This window comes from Bacillus sp. FSL W8-0645 (assembly GCF_038007905.1).
GTDB lineage: Bacteria > Bacillota > Bacilli > Bacillales > Bacillaceae > Bacillus > Bacillus pumilus.
In genome coordinates this window covers 3,763,539-3,782,940 of record NZ_JBBOYC010000001.1, presented here as the reverse complement: position 1 = coordinate 3,782,940, position 19,402 = coordinate 3,763,539, and the positions used below count along the sequence as shown (strand labels likewise).

General features: G+C 39.6%; 17 protein-coding genes and 1 other annotated feature. Of the genes, 14 read left to right on the top strand and 3 right to left on the bottom strand.

What is annotated here, in order from left to right:
* Nucleotides 1-9: 9 nt before the first annotated feature.
* Together NST39_RS19550 and NST39_RS19545 are read left to right on the top strand one after the other, a co-directional pair.
* Nucleotides 10-1,200, top strand: a complete 1,191-nt coding sequence (locus NST39_RS19550; RefSeq protein ID WP_445661871.1) for a S1C family serine protease — start codon at nucleotides 10-12, stop codon at nucleotides 1,198-1,200.
* A 68-nt stretch (nucleotides 1,201-1,268) separates the two neighbouring features.
* Nucleotides 1,269-1,733: a GNAT family N-acetyltransferase gene (locus NST39_RS19545; protein WP_065097605.1), complete on the top strand. Its 465-nt coding sequence runs from the start codon at nucleotides 1,269-1,271 to the stop codon at nucleotides 1,731-1,733.
* A gap of 38 nt (nucleotides 1,734-1,771) precedes the next feature.
* Here the strand turns inward: NST39_RS19545 and NST39_RS19540 are convergent, their stop codons facing one another.
* Both NST39_RS19540 and NST39_RS19535 read right to left on the bottom strand, forming a co-directional pair.
* Entirely contained in the window at nucleotides 1,772-2,653 is an 882-nt protein-coding gene (locus tag NST39_RS19540; RefSeq protein WP_065097606.1) for an ABC transporter ATP-binding protein, read from the bottom strand.
* Entirely contained in the window at nucleotides 2,654-3,340 is a 687-nt protein-coding gene (locus NST39_RS19535) for an ABC transporter permease subunit (RefSeq protein ID WP_065097607.1), read from the bottom strand. It lies immediately after the preceding gene.
* A gap of 192 nt (nucleotides 3,341-3,532) precedes the next feature.
* Nucleotides 3,533-3,803, top strand: a binding site (T-box leader).
* Between the two features lie 110 nt (nucleotides 3,804-3,913).
* On the opposite strand from NST39_RS19535, the gene NST39_RS19530 reads away from it, so the two are divergent.
* The 12 genes from NST39_RS19530 to NST39_RS19475 all read left to right on the top strand — a co-directional run bounded on the left by NST39_RS19530 (nucleotide 3,914) and on the right by NST39_RS19475 (nucleotide 19,095).
* Complete coding sequence (locus NST39_RS19530) at nucleotides 3,914-4,774, top strand: SAM hydrolase/SAM-dependent halogenase family protein (RefSeq protein WP_341029902.1); 861 nt, start codon at nucleotides 3,914-3,916, stop codon at nucleotides 4,772-4,774.
* 14 nt (nucleotides 4,775-4,788) lie between these two features.
* A complete protein-coding gene (locus NST39_RS19525) occupies nucleotides 4,789-5,346 on the top strand; it encodes an ECF-type riboflavin transporter substrate-binding protein (RefSeq protein WP_041508071.1) in 558 nt (185 codons plus the stop codon).
* A gap of 19 nt (nucleotides 5,347-5,365) precedes the next feature.
* A complete protein-coding gene (locus tag NST39_RS19520) occupies nucleotides 5,366-7,081 on the top strand; it encodes an ABC transporter ATP-binding protein (protein WP_341029901.1) in 1,716 nt (571 codons plus the stop codon).
* Nucleotides 7,072-7,902: an energy-coupling factor transporter transmembrane component T family protein gene (locus NST39_RS19515; RefSeq protein ID WP_341029900.1), complete on the top strand. Its 831-nt coding sequence runs from the start codon at nucleotides 7,072-7,074 to the stop codon at nucleotides 7,900-7,902. Before NST39_RS19520 ends, NST39_RS19515 begins: the two co-directional genes overlap by 10 nt.
* A 162-nt stretch (nucleotides 7,903-8,064) precedes the next feature.
* The gene (locus NST39_RS19510; protein ID WP_113767955.1) at nucleotides 8,065-8,235 is read left to right on the top strand and encodes a CxxH/CxxC protein; all 171 of its coding nucleotides are present in this window, start codon (nucleotides 8,065-8,067) and stop codon (nucleotides 8,233-8,235) included.
* An 80-nt stretch (nucleotides 8,236-8,315) separates the two neighbouring features.
* A complete protein-coding gene (gene rlmH / locus NST39_RS19505; protein ID WP_111292098.1) occupies nucleotides 8,316-8,795 on the top strand; it encodes a 23S rRNA (pseudouridine(1915)-N(3))-methyltransferase RlmH in 480 nt (159 codons plus the stop codon).
* A 146-nt stretch (nucleotides 8,796-8,941) separates the two neighbouring features.
* Nucleotides 8,942-10,420, top strand: coding sequence for an ATP-binding protein (locus NST39_RS19500; RefSeq protein ID WP_106042829.1), 1,479 nt, complete (start codon nucleotides 8,942-8,944; stop codon nucleotides 10,418-10,420).
* The gene (locus NST39_RS19495; protein ID WP_341029897.1) at nucleotides 10,407-13,052 is read left to right on the top strand and encodes a Z1 domain-containing protein; all 2,646 of its coding nucleotides are present in this window, start codon (nucleotides 10,407-10,409) and stop codon (nucleotides 13,050-13,052) included. The genes NST39_RS19500 and NST39_RS19495 overlap by 14 nt, the downstream gene beginning before the upstream one ends.
* An 18-nt stretch (nucleotides 13,053-13,070) precedes the next feature.
* Nucleotides 13,071-14,096, top strand: coding sequence for a PD-(D/E)XK motif protein (locus tag NST39_RS19490; protein ID WP_341029896.1), 1,026 nt, complete (start codon nucleotides 13,071-13,073; stop codon nucleotides 14,094-14,096).
* A gap of 3 nt (nucleotides 14,097-14,099) precedes the next feature.
* Complete coding sequence (locus NST39_RS19485) at nucleotides 14,100-15,911, top strand: AIPR family protein (RefSeq protein WP_341029895.1); 1,812 nt, start codon at nucleotides 14,100-14,102, stop codon at nucleotides 15,909-15,911.
* A 434-nt stretch (nucleotides 15,912-16,345) separates the two neighbouring features.
* Nucleotides 16,346-18,088, top strand: coding sequence for a DNA cytosine methyltransferase (locus NST39_RS19480; protein WP_341029893.1), 1,743 nt, complete (start codon nucleotides 16,346-16,348; stop codon nucleotides 18,086-18,088).
* Nucleotides 18,089-18,246: 158 nt separating this feature from the next.
* Nucleotides 18,247-19,095 carry an MBL fold metallo-hydrolase gene (locus tag NST39_RS19475; RefSeq protein ID WP_341029892.1) on the top strand — a complete coding sequence of 283 codons (849 nt, stop codon included), beginning with the start codon at nucleotides 18,247-18,249 and terminating at the stop codon, nucleotides 19,093-19,095.
* A gap of 59 nt (nucleotides 19,096-19,154) precedes the next feature.
* Here the strand turns inward: NST39_RS19475 and NST39_RS19470 are convergent, their stop codons facing one another.
* A complete protein-coding gene (locus tag NST39_RS19470) occupies nucleotides 19,155-19,397 on the bottom strand; it encodes a hypothetical protein (protein WP_106042841.1) in 243 nt (80 codons plus the stop codon).
* Nucleotides 19,398-19,402 lie beyond the last annotated feature (5 nt).

The window sequence follows — 19,402 nt, the reverse complement described above, 5'->3', positions numbered from 1 at the left end:
GAAGGAAACATAGTGGATTATCGCGATGTAGAGTGGAAGCCGAGACGAAGCAGAAAAGGATATTTCCTATCTGGTCTGATCGGTGTATTGGTAGGAGCTTTTTTAATGGGATTCTTTTTCCCCTATGTGTCAGGACAGAGCGGCAGTCCCTTTGGGTGGCAGCAGAACGGAGATGGGCAAGCAGCACAGGGCCCTTTAAAGACCGTCAATGTGAACGTCAATGATGCGGTCACAAAAGTCGTATCTCATATGTCGGATACGGTTGTCGGCGTTATTAATATCCAAAAGTCGAGCTTTTGGGAAGAAGGCGGAGAGGCAGGCAGCGGGTCAGGTGTGATTTATAAGAAAAAGGGTGACACCTTTTATATCGTGACCAACCACCACGTCATCAAAGGCGCCAACCAGCTTGAAGTGAGCCTTCAGGATGGGACAAGAATTGGCGCCAATCTTGTCGGAAGCGATCAGCTTATGGATTTAGCGGTTCTCACCGTCAAAAGTGATAAGATCAAGAAGACCGCCGCCTTTGGCAATTCAGATCATGTGAAGCCCGGTGAGCCAGTTATCGCCATTGGAAATCCATTAGGGCTTGAATTCGCAGGCTCTGTCACACAAGGTGTCATTTCTGGAACGGAACGTGCAATTCCTGTGGACTCGAATGGAGACGGACAGGCGGATTGGAATGCGGAGGTACTGCAAACAGATGCCGCCATCAATCCAGGCAACAGCGGCGGTGCTTTGATCAATATGGACGGAAAAGTGATCGGCATCAACTCAATGAAGATTGCTGAATCAGAGGTAGAAGGTATTGGACTGTCTATCCCGGCGAATCTCGTTATCCCTGTCATAGAGGATTTAGAGCGCTACGGAGAGGTAAAGCGTCCGTATCTAGGCGTTGGCATGAAGTCTTTAGCAGATATTGCGAGCTATCACTGGCAGGAAACGTTGAAGCTGCCGTCTAACGTCACATCAGGGGTTGTCGTGATGAGTGTCGAGCCTTTGTCTCCGGCAGGAAAAGCGGGACTAAAAGAGCTGGATGTCGTCACTTCCTTTGATGGCAAGAGTGTACAGAATATCGTAGACCTTCGTAAGTATTTATATCAAAAGAAAGTCGGCGACAAGGTAAAGGTGCAGTTTTACCGAAGTGGAAAGAAAAAATCAGTAGAGATCAAACTTTCTCAAACCGACCGATTCGGCGGCTAACCAGTTCCTTGAGGGGACTGGTTTTTTTTGCATGCTCATCATATGATGGAGGAAAGGGGGCGGTACGATTGGTTACACTACAACCAATGTCACAAACAGATTACGATGTATTGATGGAGAAGGCCATTCAGCGGTACGCAGAAGAAAAGGTACTCGCAGGGACTTGGGAGAAGGAAGAATCACTTGCAAACGCCGAAGAACAATTTGATCGGCTCCTTCCTGAAGGTCTGCAGACAGAGCATCATGAGCTATGGAATTTCTTAAATGGGGAAGAAGCGATTGGCTGGGTTTGGCTTTGTTATGACCCCAATCATCCGCAGAAGGAAGGATTCATTTATAACTTTTTCTTATTCGAAGCCTATCGAGGCAAAGGCTTTGCAAAGCAGGCCATTGCTGCATTAGAGGAGCAAGCAAAGTCATTAGGAGTGCAGAAACTCTCGCTTCATGTTTTTGCTCATAATCAAATTGCCCGTTCACTGTACGAGAAGACCGGATTTGCAGAAACTGGAATATATATGAGTAAACCTTTATAAAAAAGAAGAAGTACCGTGCGGATCGCTACGGTACTTTTTTATGAGGTGCTCATTGCATCCTGAGCCGTGACTCTGTATAAATCAACTTTGCATTTCACGAAAGCGCGGATGATCGATGGGACTTGGGCTTCTGAACGAATCAACAATGAGGTCTCGTCATCACTGATCACAAGATCTGTTCCAACAGTTTGTAAGTACTGCGTGAGAACAGGCTTCACCTCATCATCAATCCACGCATGCTTGAAGGTTGCACGTATGTTTGAGGATGTGATGGTTTTCTCTTGAGGATGTGTATGGGGGGACACTAATTTTCCTTCAGAAATAAAAGCAGTTTTTGTACAGATACTATTTGTGAACCTTGGGCGGTCAGCCGTTAAAAAGACGGTTTTCCCTTCATGTTTTAACGTGTCAATGACCTGCTGGATGTGCAAGATCGAATCTGCGTCAATATCAGCAAAAGGCTCGTCTAGTAAAATAAATTCGGGTCGATGGGCGATAGCCTGCGCCATGCCGAGCCGTTTCTTCATACCAGGTGTGAAGGAACCGACCTTTTCCTGATGATAGCGATCTAAGCCGACAAATTCGAGCAGTTCTTCATAATCACTCGTTTTCTGGCGCGTCCCGGTGATTTTTGATAAGTAGGCAATATGTTCAAGTGCCGTAAGCCCTTCATATAAATCCGTATATTCAGGCAGAACACCGATATGCTGCCTCACCTTTTTTAATGAAGGCATATCCATCATCGTAAACGTCCCAGAGGTTGGCCGGGAAATTCCCGTAATGATATTGAAAAACGTCGTCTTACCAGAACCCTTCGGTCCAATGAGCCCGAAAATATCACCTTGATTGACATCAAGGGTAATGTGATCTATCGCGACTTTTGTCCGATATTTTTTTGTGAGTTCTTTTGTATGTAGCATTTAGACATCCCTCCTTTGAAATAGGAGTGCTGTTCCAATGAGTAAGATAACGGTCAATGCTGTATTCATGAGTACATAGGTCAGCGGCTCACTCAAGCGCACATAATAATAAGGCGTCATATATTGGAACCAATGAATCAATCGTTCTGAAGAAAGAACAGATATCATACTGACGATTGGGAAAAGAAAGGAAAACAACATCCCAACAAACATTGATTTCTGCGGGGTTGGAAAGAGCATGGACAAAAATAAAGCACATGAGATACCGACACTGATAAAGGTTAAGATTTTTAACGCATCAGAGAAAAGAAAACGATGTGAAATCACCATATTCAGTACGTATGTCGTCATAATACAGCTAAGCCAAAACAGCATCAGTCCAAGATATTTCCCGATGATAATGTTCAAACGGGTGGTTTTACTGACGAGAAAACGAATGGTTTTTAAATGAATTTCTCGGCTTAAAATATCGTGAGACAATAAGAAAATAAGGAAGAAACCAAATAACGACATCACCAGTTCATTCCCAATGGAATAAGGATCCTTTGCCTCCCATTTGTCCTGATGAGCAGCAATAAACGGTAGAGTTGAAACAAAAGTAGATAAAATGAAAATAATAACAATTGTTAAAATAGATTTTGTGCTTTTGAAGAGCTGCTTAAACTCATTCATACAGATGGTCCACACACGCTGTACCTCCCTTCATCTTTATTATACCGCTAGAAAGGAAAGACACCATATCTTGCTCTTTAACATTTGTTTAAATTTTATAAAAAGAAGACTCTTTCAACACCAGTTGACTCACTTTTGAAAATGTTCAGAAAAATATCTTGATTTATCAAAAAACATCATGTATGATAGCTTTAATTCAAGATAGTTAAACAGGCAATGACGAGAGAAAGTACAATCATCAATTTTTCCACAGAGAGCTTCGGCAGCTGAAAAGAAGCAAAAATAATGATTCGAAAAATGGTCTCTGAGCCTCGTGCTGAACATATCTATGATATTAGTAGGACACGACGAGAGTTGGTACTCGTTATCAAAACCACAGTATATGAGCCAGATTGGAGCTTTGTACTTGTAGAGGCTGTTTAGCGCGAGCAAACAGTAAATAAAGGTGGTACCACGAGACAAATACCTCGTCCTTATGATTCAAAGATAAGGATGGGGTATTTTTTATTGTCCACTTTTTTCATACAAATGTTCAAATGTTCCACGTGAAACACCACATCCATTTTTTCAAATGAAAGGGAGATTGACATGAGTGAACATGCATTGGTTTTACAATCAGATTTCGGTATTGATGATGGAGCTGTTAGCGCCATGTACGGAGTGGCAAATACGGTCAGCAGCAGCATCCGCCTATTTGATCTAACACACAATATACCGCAGTATGACATTTGGGAGGCATCTTACCGCCTGCTCCAAACCGTCACGTACTGGCCGGAAGAGACGGTATTCGTATCCGTCGTTGACCCAGGCGTTGGGTCAGAAAGAAAGAGTCTTGTCGTCAAAACCACAAGCTCGCACTACATCATTACCCCAGATAACGGGACACTTACGCACGTCGCACAGTATATTGGCATAGTGGAAGCCCGTTATTTAGATGAAACCATTAATCGGCTGCCAAAGTCGGGAAAATCACATACTTTCCATGGGAGAGATATTTACGCGTATACAGGGGCGAGAATTGCTTCAGGTGTGATTTCTTTTGAAGAGGTTGGGCCAAAGGCGGATATTGATGATATTATTCACCTTCCAGTCGTACAGGCTTATGCGAAAGAAGAAGTCATCACAGGGACGATTGATATTTTAGACGTGAGATTCGGAAACCTCTGGACAAACATTCATCACACGCTATTTGAACAACTTTCAATCAATTATGGGGATGCAATAGAAGTTACCATTGCCAACGGGCCAAAAAATGTGTATAAAAATATCATGACCTATGGACGATCTTTTGCTGATTTAAAGGTAGGCGAACCACTCGTATATGTCAATTCACTCGATCATTTAGGCGTGGCGATCAATCAAGGGTCATTTGCAAAGGCTTATAACATCGGAACAGGCACAGGCTGGCGCCTTTCGATTCGCAAAGCTCCGCGCATTATATACGAATAAGAGGAGGATACATCATGGCAGGTAAACAACTTTCAACGAAAACTGTCGTTGCCATCGGAATTGGCGCAGCCGTCTTTGTCATTTTAGGACGATTCGTCTCCATTCCAACTGGGATTCCGAATACACAAATTGAAACCTCGTACGCATTCCTTGCATTAATGGCCGTGCTATTTGGTCCTGTTGCAGGCGCACTGATTGGGTTTATTGGTCATCTTATTAAAGATGCCACCACATTTGGCCCTTGGTGGAGCTGGATTATCGTTTCAGGTGTTGTTGGGTTATTGATTGGCTTGATTTCGAACCGTTTAAAAGTAGAAGAGGGCGACTTTGGCTGGAAAAAAATCACGCTCTTCAATGCCGTACAAGCAGGCGCACAGGCATTGGGCTGGTTTGTCATTGCCCCGGTACTCGACATTGTGATCTATGCAGAACCTGCGAACAAAGTATTTGTTCAAGGCATCGTGGCGGGAATCTCAAACATCATCACAGTCGGTGTACTAGGAACCATCATCATTGCGGCTTATGCGAAAACGAGAAGCAAAAGCGGCAGTCTATCGAAAGAAACATCATGAAGCAAGGTGGAACACATAAATGAAGAAACCGATGATTCAATTCGAACATTTCGGATTCCAATATCGCAGTCAGGCAGAACCGACATTGAAAGATATTAACCTGACCATCTATGAAGGCGAAAAAGTCCTCATCGCAGGCCCGTCTGGATCGGGAAAAAGCACACTAGCCCATTGCATCAATGGGCTAGTTCCTGCGTCTTATAAAGGTTCTATGGAAGGAAGTCTTCACATCGGCGGGAAAAATGCAGAAAAAGAAAACATTTTCTCTCTTTCACAGCTCGTCGGAACGGTGCTGCAGGACCCTGATGGACAATTTATCGGGCTGACCGTTGGAGAAGACATCGCATTTACACTTGAAAATGATCAAGTGACACGCGAAGAAATGAAAGCACGTGTCGAAGAAGCAGCAAAATTAACAGAGGTAGATGGCAAGCTGGCATCATCCGTACATGAGCTGTCAGGCGGTCAAAAACAACGTGTCGCCATCGCAGGCGTACTTGTTAACGAAGTCGACATTTTGCTGTTTGACGAACCACTTGCAAGCCTTGATCCCGCAACAGGCAAAGAAGTAATCGATCTTATTGATCGACTGCAAAAACAAACGAAAAAAACCGTCGTGATGGTCGAGCACCGGTTAGAGGACGTCCTCTTCCGCCATGTGGACCGCATCATCGTCGTCAATGACGGCACGATAGCAGCGGACATGACACCAGATGAATTGCTCGCCTCAAATGTATTAGAAGCGGCGTACTTACGTGAGCCTTTATATGTAAAAGCCATGAAATATGCAGGTATTCCGGTTGAAGCAGGAGATCAGATCGCGAATTTACAGCATCTTACCTTAAATGATGAGGAAAAAATGAAAATCGAGCAGTGGATGGAAGCGTCTGAGCCATCAGTCGAGCAAAATGCAGCGCAGGATTTACTAGAAGTACGTGAACTGAGCTTTGACTATCCGACAAGACCAAACACGCTGAGCAACATCTCTTTTACCGTCAAAAAAGGAGAAATGATCAGCATCGCTGGAGCCAATGGGGCAGGCAAGACGACACTATCCAAGGTGCTCTGTGCATTCGAAAAGCCAACAAAAGGGACCATTCATCTAAATGGTGATGACATCACAGGAGACACGATCAAACAGCGCTCCGAACGAATCGGCGTCGTCATGCAAAACCCAAATCAAATGATTTCTAAACAAATGATTTTTGATGAAGTTGCATTTGGTCTCGTTTTAAGAGGCGTAAAGGAAGAAGACATCAAGGAACGGGTGGAGCGAGTCTTAAAAGTATGCGGCTTATACCCATTTCGGAACTGGCCGATTTCTGCTCTCAGCTTTGGACAGAAAAAGCGCGTCACGATCGCATCAATTCTTGTATTAGAGCCAGAAATCATTATTTTAGATGAGCCAACCGCCGGACAGGATTTTAGACATTACACAGAGATGATGACGTTTTTAGAGCAATTAAATCAGCAGGGTGTCACGATCTTGATGATCACACATGATATGCATTTGATGCTCGAATATACGACAAGAACTATTGTCATTTCTGATGGAGAAAAAATCGCAGATGATACACCAGCCAAAGTGCTGACAGATCAGCTGCTTGTCCAAAAGGCGAGCTTAAAGGAAACATCGCTGTATGAACTGGCGCTTAAAGCAGACTGGCCAAATCCAAATGAACTCGTGGATCGCTTCATTGAGGTTGACAGAAAGGAACGAATGACATGGCTGTAGACATGCTGTCCTATATCGATCGCCCGTCGCCGATTCACCGGCTGACAGGGGCAACCAAACTCATTTGCTTTATCCTCTGGTCATCCGCAGCGATGCTCACGTATGATACAGGCGTGTTAGTGTTTATGCTAGTTGCCAGTATCGTGTTCTTTCAGCTATCGAACGTACGATTTCGTGATATATCCTTCGTAGTGATTGTCCTGGCGATTTTCCTTGTCATCAACAACATCGCCATTTATATCTTTGCGCCGCAGCAAGGTGTCGCCATCTACGGAGCAAAGCACGAGCTATTTCACATTGCAGGCTGGTACAACGTCACACTTGAACAGCTTTTCTATCAGTTGAACATTACGCTCAAATACGTGACCGTGATGCCAGCAGCACTTTTATTTATCGTGACAACAAATCCAAGTGAATTCGCCTCATCGCTCAGCCGAATCGGGGTTAGCTACCGGATTTCGTATGCGGTTGCGATTGCTCTACGCTACATTCCAGATATTCAGCGTGATTTTCGAACGATCGCAATTTCTCAACAAGCAAGAGGCATTGATTTATCGAAGAATGAAAAACTGGGGAAACGGATTAAAAATGCGCTATCGATTGTGATGCCGCTGATATTTTCTAGCCTAGAGCGGATTGAGACCATCAGTAATGCGATGGAGCTACGCGGATTTGGAAAGCATAAAAAGCGCACATGGTTTACGGCGAAAGACTTTCAAAAAGCAGATTATGTGGCGTTAATATTTGTTGGTGTGGTACTGATTGTTTCGTTAGTGATTACATTTGTTAGAGGAACGAGATTTTATAATCCGTTTATATAGAAAGAAGCCTTCACACAGGAGTGGAGGCTTCTTTGTTTTGTTTGTGGATAAAAGTTGCGGAAAATAGTAAAAGACTATTAACATGTGAATAAATCGGTTATATTGAACAATGAGCGAAATAATGTGAATAACCGGAGAACATATTGGAGGAATAAAAAACTTATGAACAAAATATTTTATGCTTGTGCAGAACATATAGAAACCGTACTAGACATGTACATAGATGATCACGAACTGCCACCAGAATTCAGAAAAATCGAACATACACACAGCTTATCCACAACCTGTGAATTGTGCGATGAACCTGCAATATATATAGTGGGGAACGAATGATCGGACACAAAATACACAAATTTTATCCACAATTGTTGATAACTTATATGAATAACTTGTTCTTAAGGTGGGGATGACCTGTGAATATATCAATTATCACAGTAGGAAAATTAAAAGAGAAATATTTAAAGCAAGGCATAGCCGAATACACAAAACGATTACAGGCTTACGCAAAAATCGAGATCATTGAGCTCGCGGACGAAAAAGCACCCGAACACCTCAGCGATCAAGACATGAAAATCATCAAAGACAAAGAAGGTGAACGCATCCTAAGCAAAATCAACCCAGACGCCCACGTCATCGCCCTCGCCATCGAAGGAAAAATGAAAAGTTCCGAAGAATTAGCCGATACAATAGATAAGCTGGCAACATACGGAAAAAGTAAGGTGTGTTTTGTCATTGGCGGATCCCTTGGATTAAGCGATGCTGTGATGCAGCGTGCGAATGAGAAACTGTCGTTTTCGAAAATGACGTTTCCGCATCAGTTGATGAGATTGGTGTTGGTGGAGCAGATTTATCGGGCGTTTCGGATTGTGCGGGGGGAGCCTTATCATAAGTAGATGGGGATTTTTATACCATTTGATAAAATCTATTAATAATTTTTTATCTATTTGGAAACTTAAGTAAAAACTATTATCTACAATTTATTCATCCTAATTATTTGCTATAATTAGGATGAATATTGCTGCGAAACGGGGTTTAATAGATGAATATAGTTCTGACAAGACCATCAGCAGCGCCTGTGATTCAGGCGCTTCGTTCTATTGGATATAACGCTAGTACAGCTATTGCTGACCTTGTAGATAACAGTCTTGATGCTAAGGCATCAACTATTAAAATTAATTTTACCTATAATGATACAGATGGAATGATTACCATAAATGATAATGGTTTCGGTATGACTGAAGATATGCTTCAAATTGCCATGAGTATTGGTTCTAAAGACCCAAGAGAGCATAGAAGAGCAAACGAGCTCGGTCGTTTTGGAATGGGGTTAAAAACGGCATCTTTTTCATTTGGAAAGCGGTTGAGTGTTTTGACAAAAAAAGATGGAGCATATTATGAGAGATGCTGGGATCTTGATCATGTATCAGAATGCAATGAATGGCAACTTTTTACCAAAATTCCTGAAGAAATCAAACTGAAAATGGGTGAAATAAAGGAAGAAAACGGCACAGTCGTCTGTATTGATAAGCTTGACCGTTTTATGGGAGTTGGACGAAAGCGCAGATTAAAAGAAATAAGCTTCTACAATAAAGTTTCCCGTATTAATAGACACCTGGAATTTGTCTTTCACTCTATACTGGAGAAAAAAGAAGTAAGCCTGCTAATCAACGGTAAGGAGATAGAACCGTGGGATCCATTTATGAGATACCATCCGAATACAATGGAAGGCGAAATGCAGATCCTTAGAATAAATGATAATAGAATCAAAGTACAGTATTTTATTTTGCCTCATGCCTCCCATTTAACAGAGTCTGAATATAAGAAGGCTGGCGGTTACAAAGGCTGGCGTGATCATCAGGGATTATATATCTATAGAGAAAATCGTCTTCTATATTTTGGTGATTGGATGGGGCTGTTTCCAAAGGATGCAGCTTCACAGCTGGCCAGGGTGCGCATCGATCTCCCGAATGCAGCTGACTCAGACTGGCAGGTTGATATAAAAAAATCGGGCATTAATTTGCCTGAAGACGCTAAAAGAAGACTAGAAACCATTTCATCCATTGCACGAAAAGTTTCAAGGGATATGTTTTATTTCCGGACACAGTCTGGTCCTAGAAATCCTTCTATTAAGGGAAGTTTAAATACATGGGAGCAGTCAGGAAACGAGGATGGTCCTCAATTTATTTTAAATCGGAATCATCCGATTCTTTCTGAGTTGCTTAAAAATTTGGATGATGAACATGTAAAACTCTTAAACTTATATTTGAAATTTGTACAGCTTGGCTCGCCAAGCAATATTATAGATGCTCCTAAGGTTCCAGAAGAAGAAGTGCAAAAGGTTTCAGACAGCAAGAAAGAATTGGTAGTCCAATTTGCTTCTTCTATGATGCAGTTAAATGTGGCTGAAAACGAAGAACAGCTTTTGAATATTTTGTTAACGCAACCTGCATTTGATGAATTAAACCGTGCAACTTTAAAAGTAATTTTATTGGAGGCGAATTTGAATGTCAGCAATTGATTTGAAAGATTTTTTTGAACAGAACTTTTCAAATACCTATTATTACCTAAAAACAGTTTATAAAAATCAGGAAGAGGCAGCAGAAAAAGCCTTGGAATCAGCAAGAGGATTAGCGTCGGCGGAGAGCCCTATTGACGATCCAACATTTCAAAGGTGGTCACTTGAAATGTACATGAAGTACAAAATTGGTTTGGAAGTTCCAAAGAATTATGTGATGAGAGAGTCCAAAGAAAAAAGCTGGTTTGAGCCTAAGATGGTAGCTAGCGGATTTTTCTGGTCCAGGTACCGTAGATATCTCTCCAGTTCGAAAAACTGGCCTCTTGAGGCAGTTACTGCAATAGATGAAACAACGAATCAGATAATGGCTTCTATAGGAAATCCAAGCTCGATGGACCCATTCGATAAACGTGGGCTTGTATTAGGTTACGTTCAGTCAGGTAAAACAGCTAATTTCACTGGCTTAATCAATAAAGCTTTTGATGTTGGCTATATGCTAATAATTGTGCTGTCAGGGATTCATAATGATTTAAGAACTCAGACACAAATCCGTCTGAATGAAGAGGTAATTGGGAACCGAACAGACAAGGATGGAAATCCAATAGGGGTTGCCCAAATAAGCGCAAATACAGCTGATCATATCATTTCTTCTTGGACAACAGAAGACCATGATATCAAATCAAGCCAAAGGGGTACTAGTAACCTAAACTCACCAACATTAATGGTCGTTAAGAAAAATAAAACCGTACTAGAGTCGCTTCGAGATCAGTTAATTTATCATCGGGATATATATAATTTGGATATTCCCGTCTTAATTGTTGATGACGAAGCAGATCAGGCATCCGTTGACACTTCCAATCCTGATAAAAATGAAGATCCGAAAACGATCAATCGCTTGATCAGGCAAATTCTTGAAATTTTTAATCGGAAAGCTTTTGTCGGATATACTGCAACACCTTTTGCAAATCTTCTAATCAGCAATGAAGGAATTACAAATGAAGAAGGCGATGACCTGTATCCAAAAGATTTTCTTGTCGGCCTACCAAAGCCGAAGGAATATTGCGGACCTGAGGAATATTTTAATGTGGAAGAGGACGCTGAAGATACTCGCCCAAGTCTGATCCGCCATTTGCGTCAAGAAGACCTCGATGTATTTACAAAAATTAAAAAGAAATCTGACGCAAATAAATTCGAAGAAGTTCCTCCTCAAATGCGTGAAGCAATACTTGAATTCCTGCTTGTGATTGCTATTCGCAATTTGAGAGGACAAAGAAATAAACATAATTCAATGCTCATACATACTTCTCGTTTTAAAGATGTCCAGTCAAGTGTAAAAGACGCAGTGGAGCGGGCGTTTGATGCTATATCAAAGCAATTACAGTATAATCCAGAAAGCACTGTGATTGCAGAGCTGCAAGACCTTTATGAAAATGATATTCTCCCAACAAGTAAAGATTGGCCGAATGAAAATTACCCAGAATTTAGCTGGAATGAAGTATATAAAGAATTGATGAATTGCTGTGAAAGTATCCAAGTTTTCGAGATAAATGGTAACAGCCGGGATGCATTAGATTACCATCAATATAAAGAAGAAGGATTAAATGTTATTGCTGTAGGTGGAGACAAATTGTCCAGAGGATTAACACTAGAAGGCTTAAGTATCACCTATTATTTCCGTAATACGCTTATGTACGACACTCTCATGCAGATGGGGCGCTGGTTTGGCTATAGAAAGGGTTATATGGATATCTGCCGCATTTATACTTCTAATGAGATTGCTTCAAATTTTGAACATCTGTCTATTGCGATGATTCAACTTCGACAGGAATTCGACCGTCTGGCTGCAATGAAGAAGACACCTTCTGAATATGCAATCAAAATGCTCAGCCATCCAACAATGAAGCTTACGAGTCCTTTGAAAATGAGAAATGCAGTTTCTTCAAATGTCATTTATGCTGGTACCCTACAACAGACAAGACTATTTGATCCAAGTGAAGATGTAATGAAAGGAAACATGGATGCGGCTGTTAAGCTCGTTAATATACTTCCTTTAATAAAGACAACATACAAAAAGACCAACTTCTACTCGACATCTGGTGTGAACGCAGAACACATCAAGGGATTTCTGTCAGAATATCGAACGGCTGACAGTAATATTGTAAATTCTGCACTAATTGCTGACTATATTGACAGAGTGAACAAAGAGGGAGAATTATTAAATTGGACAGTTTCAATTGTAGAAGGTCAGCCTAAATCTGCTATTGGCCTATCAGCATACCCGGTTGAATTAGGGAAAATCAGTTTGAAATCTGCTTCTGCACTTGGAAATAAGGTCAAAGCGCCTGATAGCATGTATCAAATTAGAGACATTGGGGCTATTGTGTCTCCAAACCATGAGGACATGGATTTGGACTTTGATAAAATTAAAGAACTTAAAGAGCGTAAAGATAAACGAGGAGTGCGTTCAAAGGAAAATGGCCTAATGTTAATATATCCTTTGCATCCAGAAGTTCCTATCTTTAAGAGTTTAGATGTGAAATTCTCCTCGAAACTAGTGCCAATTGGAATTGCGTTTTCTTTCCCGGGGACGGAAATCGAAGAGAAGGGCGTCTACCAGACAAATAAAACGATATAATTTTTAAGGAGAGTATTTGTGTTGAACCTAAAACTAGAATTTGAGGAATTGATACAAGAACTTAGGGACCAGGATGATAGCGAAATTTACAAATTGAATGTCTTGACTTATGAGAATCCAATTATGTTTGCAGGAATTGATCCTGTTAATCATCATAGGCAACTGTACATTGATTTGGGGTCAGGAGGATGGGACGAAGATCAGGAAAAAGCATTGCCTAAATGGAGGGGAATGTCCGTTAAGGTGGAATACTTTGAAAAATTATCCCTCTTAAAGGAACATTATTTTCTTGTTATCCGACAAGAGGATGAACAAAGCCCAGAAATCTTTGAACTTGTTCTGCAGAATCTCGCTGATCATCTGGCAGTAGCTGAAGAAGAAGGATCCCTCTTTTCAACAGTCTATAAAGTACTTGATCGATGGAGGACTTTCTTTCAGCGCGGAGGATTTAAACGCCTTTCAGAAGAGCAGCAACGTGGGTTGTTTGGGGAATTATGGTTTATTAATGAATGGCTGAAAAAGCATCCGGGTCAGCCCCCTCTTATAATTGAGCATTGGGAAGGACCGACGAAAGGCCGTATTGATTTTAAAGGCACCAAATGCGGAATTGAAATCAAAACAATTATTGAAAAATTATCAAAAACGATTAAAATATCAAATGAAAACCAGCTAAAGCTGAATGAAGCCGTATCTTCAATTTATCTCTATGTATGTTTTCTAGAGCAAAGTCGTACACATGGACTTTCTCTTCAAGAGCTGGCAGGACAGGTTCGTGTCAAACTTGCAGAAAGATCTGAAAGAATTGCACTCATTTATAGCGATTTATTGACTGATCTGGGATTTAGAGAAGATGAATATGAAGATGTTCTATATTTTATGGAAAAGACAGAAGTATATGAGGCTGGTGAAAATTTTCCCCGCTTAATAAAGGAACATCTGCCAAAAGGAATTTCACATGTAAGCTATAATATTGATCTGACTCATTGTTCAGCATATGAGAAACAACTGGAAACCATATATCAAATGTTTAGAGTGGAAGGATAAAAGATGATAGAAACAAGACAAAGAAAAGAATTCCTGCTCGATTTTACGGAAGAGTTAGAGGAAAAAGCGATAAAATCTGGTAGTTACCAGGTTCCTTTCCTGGAAAAAATGATTTCCTTTATGGATAGACCAGATGAACCTGAAATTCTGTTGCCTCCTTTTAAGGATTCTGGAAAAAACATTGCCGTAAATGCCTATTCTTATGATGATGAGAATCAAGTATTAGATGTTTACGTTGTTGATTATAACTTTGAGCAGAATGAAGAAGATTTGCTTTCCATCAACATGACTGCTGTTACTGAAATAGCTAATAGGGCAAAACGCTTTATTACAAACTCAAAGAATCTTCTTCAGACGATTGATCATTCATTGGAAGCCTATGATCTTGCTAAAATCATTGATGAAGTAATCAATAGTTTAAATGAAATTAATATTTTTGTTATCACGAACATGTATTATACCTCCAATAAACCTGTAGAAATAAGCATCCCTGGAATTGAAACGGTTAATGTCCAAGTATGGGATATCAATCGAGTTCAACAACTCATCACTTCTGAGCAAGCTATTGAAACAGACTACATCGATTTTGAACAGGACTACGGTGAAACATTTGAAATGATGTTTGTCCCTGATCCTTCAAGCGGTATGAAGGATTTTGAATGTTATATAGGTTATATTTCTGCTGAGTTACTAGCTAAAGCTTATGATGAATGGGGGCAAAAGCTTGTTGAGCGAAATGTCCGTTCATTTCTTCAAGCAAGGGGTGGAACCAACAAAGGCATTCGCGATACATTAAAGGACCCTTTTCAGCGTAAAATGTTTGTTGCATATAACAACGGTATATCAACAGTAGCTCGTACTGGTGAATTTGAACCAGTAAAAGACGGGGTAAACCAATTTAAGATTAAAGGATTAAGTGGCTGGCAGATTGTCAATGGAGGTCAAACGACAGCTTCCATTCATAAAGCTTTCAAGGATGGAATTAGCTTGAAGGATGTCTATGTTCAGGCAAAACTTACAATCCTACAGGTTAATGAATTTGTTGAAAAAGATCAGCACCAAATTGAAGATGAGATGATTTCACGCATTTCACAGTATGCCAATACACAAAACAAGATTAATAAATCTGATTTATTAGCCAATACACGTTTCATGTCTGACCTTGAAAAATTTTCAAGAAATATCTGGATTCCTGGAAAAGATGGTAGGAGATCCGAAAGCAAATGGTACTTTGAACGTGCCAGAGGGCAGTATATGGTTGATATAAACAGGCGCAATAGAGGCAAAGAACAGACCGACTTTAAGAAGCAAAATCCGAAAAATAAAGTCCTCACAAAAGTTGATATGGCTAAATATTTCATGTCATGGGAAGGCTATCCTCACGTTTCTAGTAAAGGGGGGGAGGAAGCTTTTAAAAAATTCATGGAGCTGAATAAGAGCTTCTGGAGCGGAAATTCCCTAGATAAGATAACATTATCTTTCTATCAAAAACTAATTGCCCGAGCTATAATTAATCTTAGGGTAAAGGAAATTGTTGATGAAATGAAGCTAAGAGGGTACAAAGCAAATGTTCTTTATTATACAACTGCAATGATTCATCAAATATACAATGAACAGATAGATTTAGTTGAAGTATGGAAAGAACAATCCCTTTCCGAAAAATGGGATGATATTATTCGAATAATCGCAGAAAAGACATTGTCCTATCTTAGGGAATCTGCGGGAGAGCGAAACGTTACACAATGGGCGAAGCAAGAAGCGTGTTGGATTCAGTACAAAGAAACCTGCTCACAAGAATTAAAAAACTTGATTTAGTCTTATCACCCTAATCCTTTGACAGAGATTCAGGGTGTTTTTTCATTTAAGGATAGTGTTTTATAAATATGTGAATATGATTAACTGAGTGTCAAAAGCCATGCATAAATTCATGTTCCTAAATGAAAATTAAACTTCATTACATACTAGTCTTTTAGATTCACTCGCTGATCTTTGCAGACATTTTAGAGAGTCATAGTGAGACATTATTAGACATGGATTGGAACACTGTAGGTTTGTTATACTTTATAGCTTATAAACAATTTGTCTTTTGCAAACTCTGAAATCTCCCTTGAGAACCCAACAATAAACCATTTGTTATAAATATAATTATGATATAATTGAAAAGTTAATTAAAAAACAAATTTACGAACGTATGTTCTTTTTTAAAATATAATATGAAAGATTACTTCTTAATGAAGTGAGGTTTTATAATGAAAAAATTTAAAGTAATGGATCTTTTTGCAGGGGCAGGCGGTCTCAGCAACGGCTTTGAACAGACAGGCAGGTTCGAAGTGAAAGTTGCTGTCGAAATTAATGAGAACGCACGTAAAACCTTCAAAATAAACCACCATAATGACGTCATTTTACATGAGGATATTACAAAGCTTCAATATACAGACGAAAATGGAGAAAAGATTGGTGAATTCTGTGATATAGATGTTGTAATCGGGGGACCACCATGTCAAGGATTTTCCAATGCGAATCGGCAGCAGAATACCTTAATTTCTTCGAATAATAATCTTGTTAAGGAGTATTTGAGGGCGATTGAAGAAATTCGTCCTTTAGCTTTTGTGATGGAAAACGTGAAAAGCATGGAGTCAGAAAAGCATAAGTTTTTTTTGAGTGAAGGGGACGAAGTTGAGCTTGTTAAGCTGGAAATCGAGCCTGTAGAAGAACATATTAAGATCGGAAGAAGTACACTTTACTCTGTTAACTTAAGAAATTTTCTTATGGATGCCTACAAACAGCGGAAAGATCTAACACCTTTTATGATAAGTAACGAACTCTTTTCTAAATTAAATACACTTTTAAAACATGCTAAAAAGAAATCGCCTATGGATTTATTAAACTTTATAGAAAAAGAGGCAAACTATAAATTTTTTATGAAGGTAATAAACAAGCAATGGCATAGTCAGCATTGTGAATATTGGAATAGCCTATACCAATTAGATTGGACTGACTTGGGAGAAAAGCTGAAGAACCTTTTAGACAAAACAACTGGAGATCTCACTTCATATACAGATAGCCTTGAAAACATCCTTGAGGCACAGAAGGTAATACGCAAGATTTCAGAAGTAATTAAAAATAAAGTTTTGTTATTCGATATAGAAGAAAATAATGATGATATTGAGATTATCATTAAATCATTTAATGTGTTTAATTATATTAAAAGAAAGTTTACCAAGTTAGGTTATGCATTAAATGAGGATAAGTATATTTTTAATGCTGCTCATTATGGAGTGGCGCAGGAAAGAAGCAGATTAGTTTTAATGGGCATCAAAGAAACTTCTTTAAAAAAGGAAGCAGTTAAAACGCCTGAGCCACTATTTCATAATAGGAAAGAGTATAACAAAATCTATGATGCAATAGGCGATTTAGAAAACATATCACCCGGTGTAAATGTAAAAGATGATGAACTTGATAAGACTTCCCATCAACCGCTACTCAATAGTCCTCTTAATGATTATCTTAATAATATAGATAAGGTATATAACCATGTTAGAACTGAATCTGGTGAAGTAGCTCTAAAAAGATTTAAGGCTCTAAAAGAAGGCCAGAATTTTCATAATTTGGATGAATCTTTAAAAACAACCTACACAGATCATAGCAGAACACAAAATACGATTTATAGAAGACTTGCATATAATGAGCCTTCAGATACTGTACTTAATGCTAGAAAATCAATGTGGGTTCATCCAGTTATAGACAGAGCTATCAGTATTAGAGAAGCAGCTAGGTTACAATCATTCCAGGATTCATATAAATTCTGTGGGTCAAAAGACTCGCAGTATCAACAAATAGGGAATGCGGTACCCCCATTGCTTGCTAGGGCTGTTGCAGAGGGAATTTTGCAATCTTTAGGTGAAGAGGTTGAGGAGAATATTAGAGAAATACTTTTGCCTAAACAAGTTGTTGAAAATTGTGTATATTCTGGAATGAAAGTTCGCGGGTAAAGGTCTGATATAGACTTTTTCCTTTAAACTTTTTATATACTCCCATTACATAACTTATAAATTTTTAAAGTAAGGCATAATTAAAATTAAAAATTTCTCTCTTGAATTAAGTTAGGATAAAAAATCCTAAAGAGAAATCATAAGGTAGGAAACACACCATGCACACAATCAAAAAAATAGGCCAAACCTTCTCCTACATCACACCAGTATCACGAACCGACCGCCCCATCCTAGGCATGGTCGCAGGCAATAACAAAACATTAATGATCGATGCAGGCAACTCAGAAGATCATGCGAAATATTTCATCCAAAAAACTTTAAAACAAGAGAAAGCCTCGCCAGATCTCGTGGTCCTCACGCATTGGCATTGGGATCATATTTTTGGTCTGCCTGCGCTGCCTGATACGGTTTCAATTGCTTCTGCAAAGACCAGAAAGGAAATGGAGAAACTTCTTCCGTTTTCTTGGTCAGATGAAGCGATTGATGAGCGGGTGAGGGAAGGAACGGAGATTGAGTTCTGCGCGAAGGCCATCAAGGAAGAATATCATAATCATCGAGATATTCAGGTCGTTTTACCGGATGTCACGTTTGACCGTCGGATGGAGATTGATCTTGGCGGGGTTACTTGTGTCGTGCAACATGTTGGAGGCGATCACGCTGCTGATTCAGTGATCGTGTATGTGAAAGAAGAGAAAATCCTTTTTCTTGGTGATTGCATTTATCCGAAAATGTATGCTGAAAAAGTACATTATACAGTGAAAGAAATCTTACGTCTTTTAGATGAGTTAGATGCTTTTGAAGCTGATACGTATATTCCTTCACACCAAAGACCGTGGTCAAAAGAAGAGTTTCGTCAGGAAACAGACAAGCTTCGGATGATTGCGAAATACACTGATCTTTATGGTGGAGATCGACAGAGAATCGTGAATGAATATCAAGCACATGTGAACAGGGAACTGAAAGAAGATGAGTTAGAGACGATCGCTTATTTTGTAAATGGTTATTAAATAAATGCGCTAAAAAAGTCTCATTTGAGTTATGCATCTCAAATGAGACTTTTAAATTTCTATGGCAAACCTACAACATCTTCTGCATCACAAACTGTGACAGACATATTCTTAGCATTAATAATAATGACACAATCCCATGTCGGCTTAATTTGCAGTTCATCATTCTCATCAATACGGATAATCCCTTTGAATTCAACAGTTTGTTCTAGAAAAACCATTTTCTTTTCTGTATCATCTTTGACTGCTGTTAAATGTTCAGGGTAGTGAACTTTCCAGTCAAAAAAAGTAGTTTTTTTCATAAATC

Excerpts from the sequence above, each read along its gene's own strand:
- NST39_RS19540 (WP_065097606.1), bottom strand. The coding sequence starts at position 2,653 with ATGCTACATACAAAAGAACTCACAAAAAAATATCGGACAAAAGTCGCG.
- NST39_RS19530 (WP_341029902.1), top strand. The coding sequence starts at position 3,914 with ATGAGTGAACATGCATTGGTTTTACAATCAGATTTCGGTATTGATGAT.
- NST39_RS19525 (WP_041508071.1), top strand. The coding sequence starts at position 4,789 with ATGGCAGGTAAACAACTTTCAACGAAAACTGTCGTTGCCATCGGAATT.
- NST39_RS19520 (WP_341029901.1), top strand. The coding sequence starts at position 5,366 with ATGAAGAAACCGATGATTCAATTCGAACATTTCGGATTCCAATATCGC.
- NST39_RS19515 (WP_341029900.1), top strand. The coding sequence starts at position 7,072 with ATGGCTGTAGACATGCTGTCCTATATCGATCGCCCGTCGCCGATTCAC.
- NST39_RS19510 (WP_113767955.1), top strand. The coding sequence starts at position 8,065 with ATGAACAAAATATTTTATGCTTGTGCAGAACATATAGAAACCGTACTA.
- NST39_RS19500 (WP_106042829.1), top strand. The coding sequence starts at position 8,942 with ATGAATATAGTTCTGACAAGACCATCAGCAGCGCCTGTGATTCAGGCG.
- NST39_RS19495 (WP_341029897.1), top strand. The coding sequence starts at position 10,407 with ATGTCAGCAATTGATTTGAAAGATTTTTTTGAACAGAACTTTTCAAAT.
- NST39_RS19485 (WP_341029895.1), top strand. The coding sequence starts at position 14,100 with ATGATAGAAACAAGACAAAGAAAAGAATTCCTGCTCGATTTTACGGAA.
- NST39_RS19480 (WP_341029893.1), top strand. The coding sequence starts at position 16,346 with ATGAAAAAATTTAAAGTAATGGATCTTTTTGCAGGGGCAGGCGGTCTC.
- NST39_RS19475 (WP_341029892.1), top strand. The coding sequence starts at position 18,247 with ATGCACACAATCAAAAAAATAGGCCAAACCTTCTCCTACATCACACCA.
- NST39_RS19470 (WP_106042841.1), bottom strand. The coding sequence starts at position 19,397 with ATGAAAAAAACTACTTTTTTTGACTGGAAAGTTCACTACCCTGAACAT.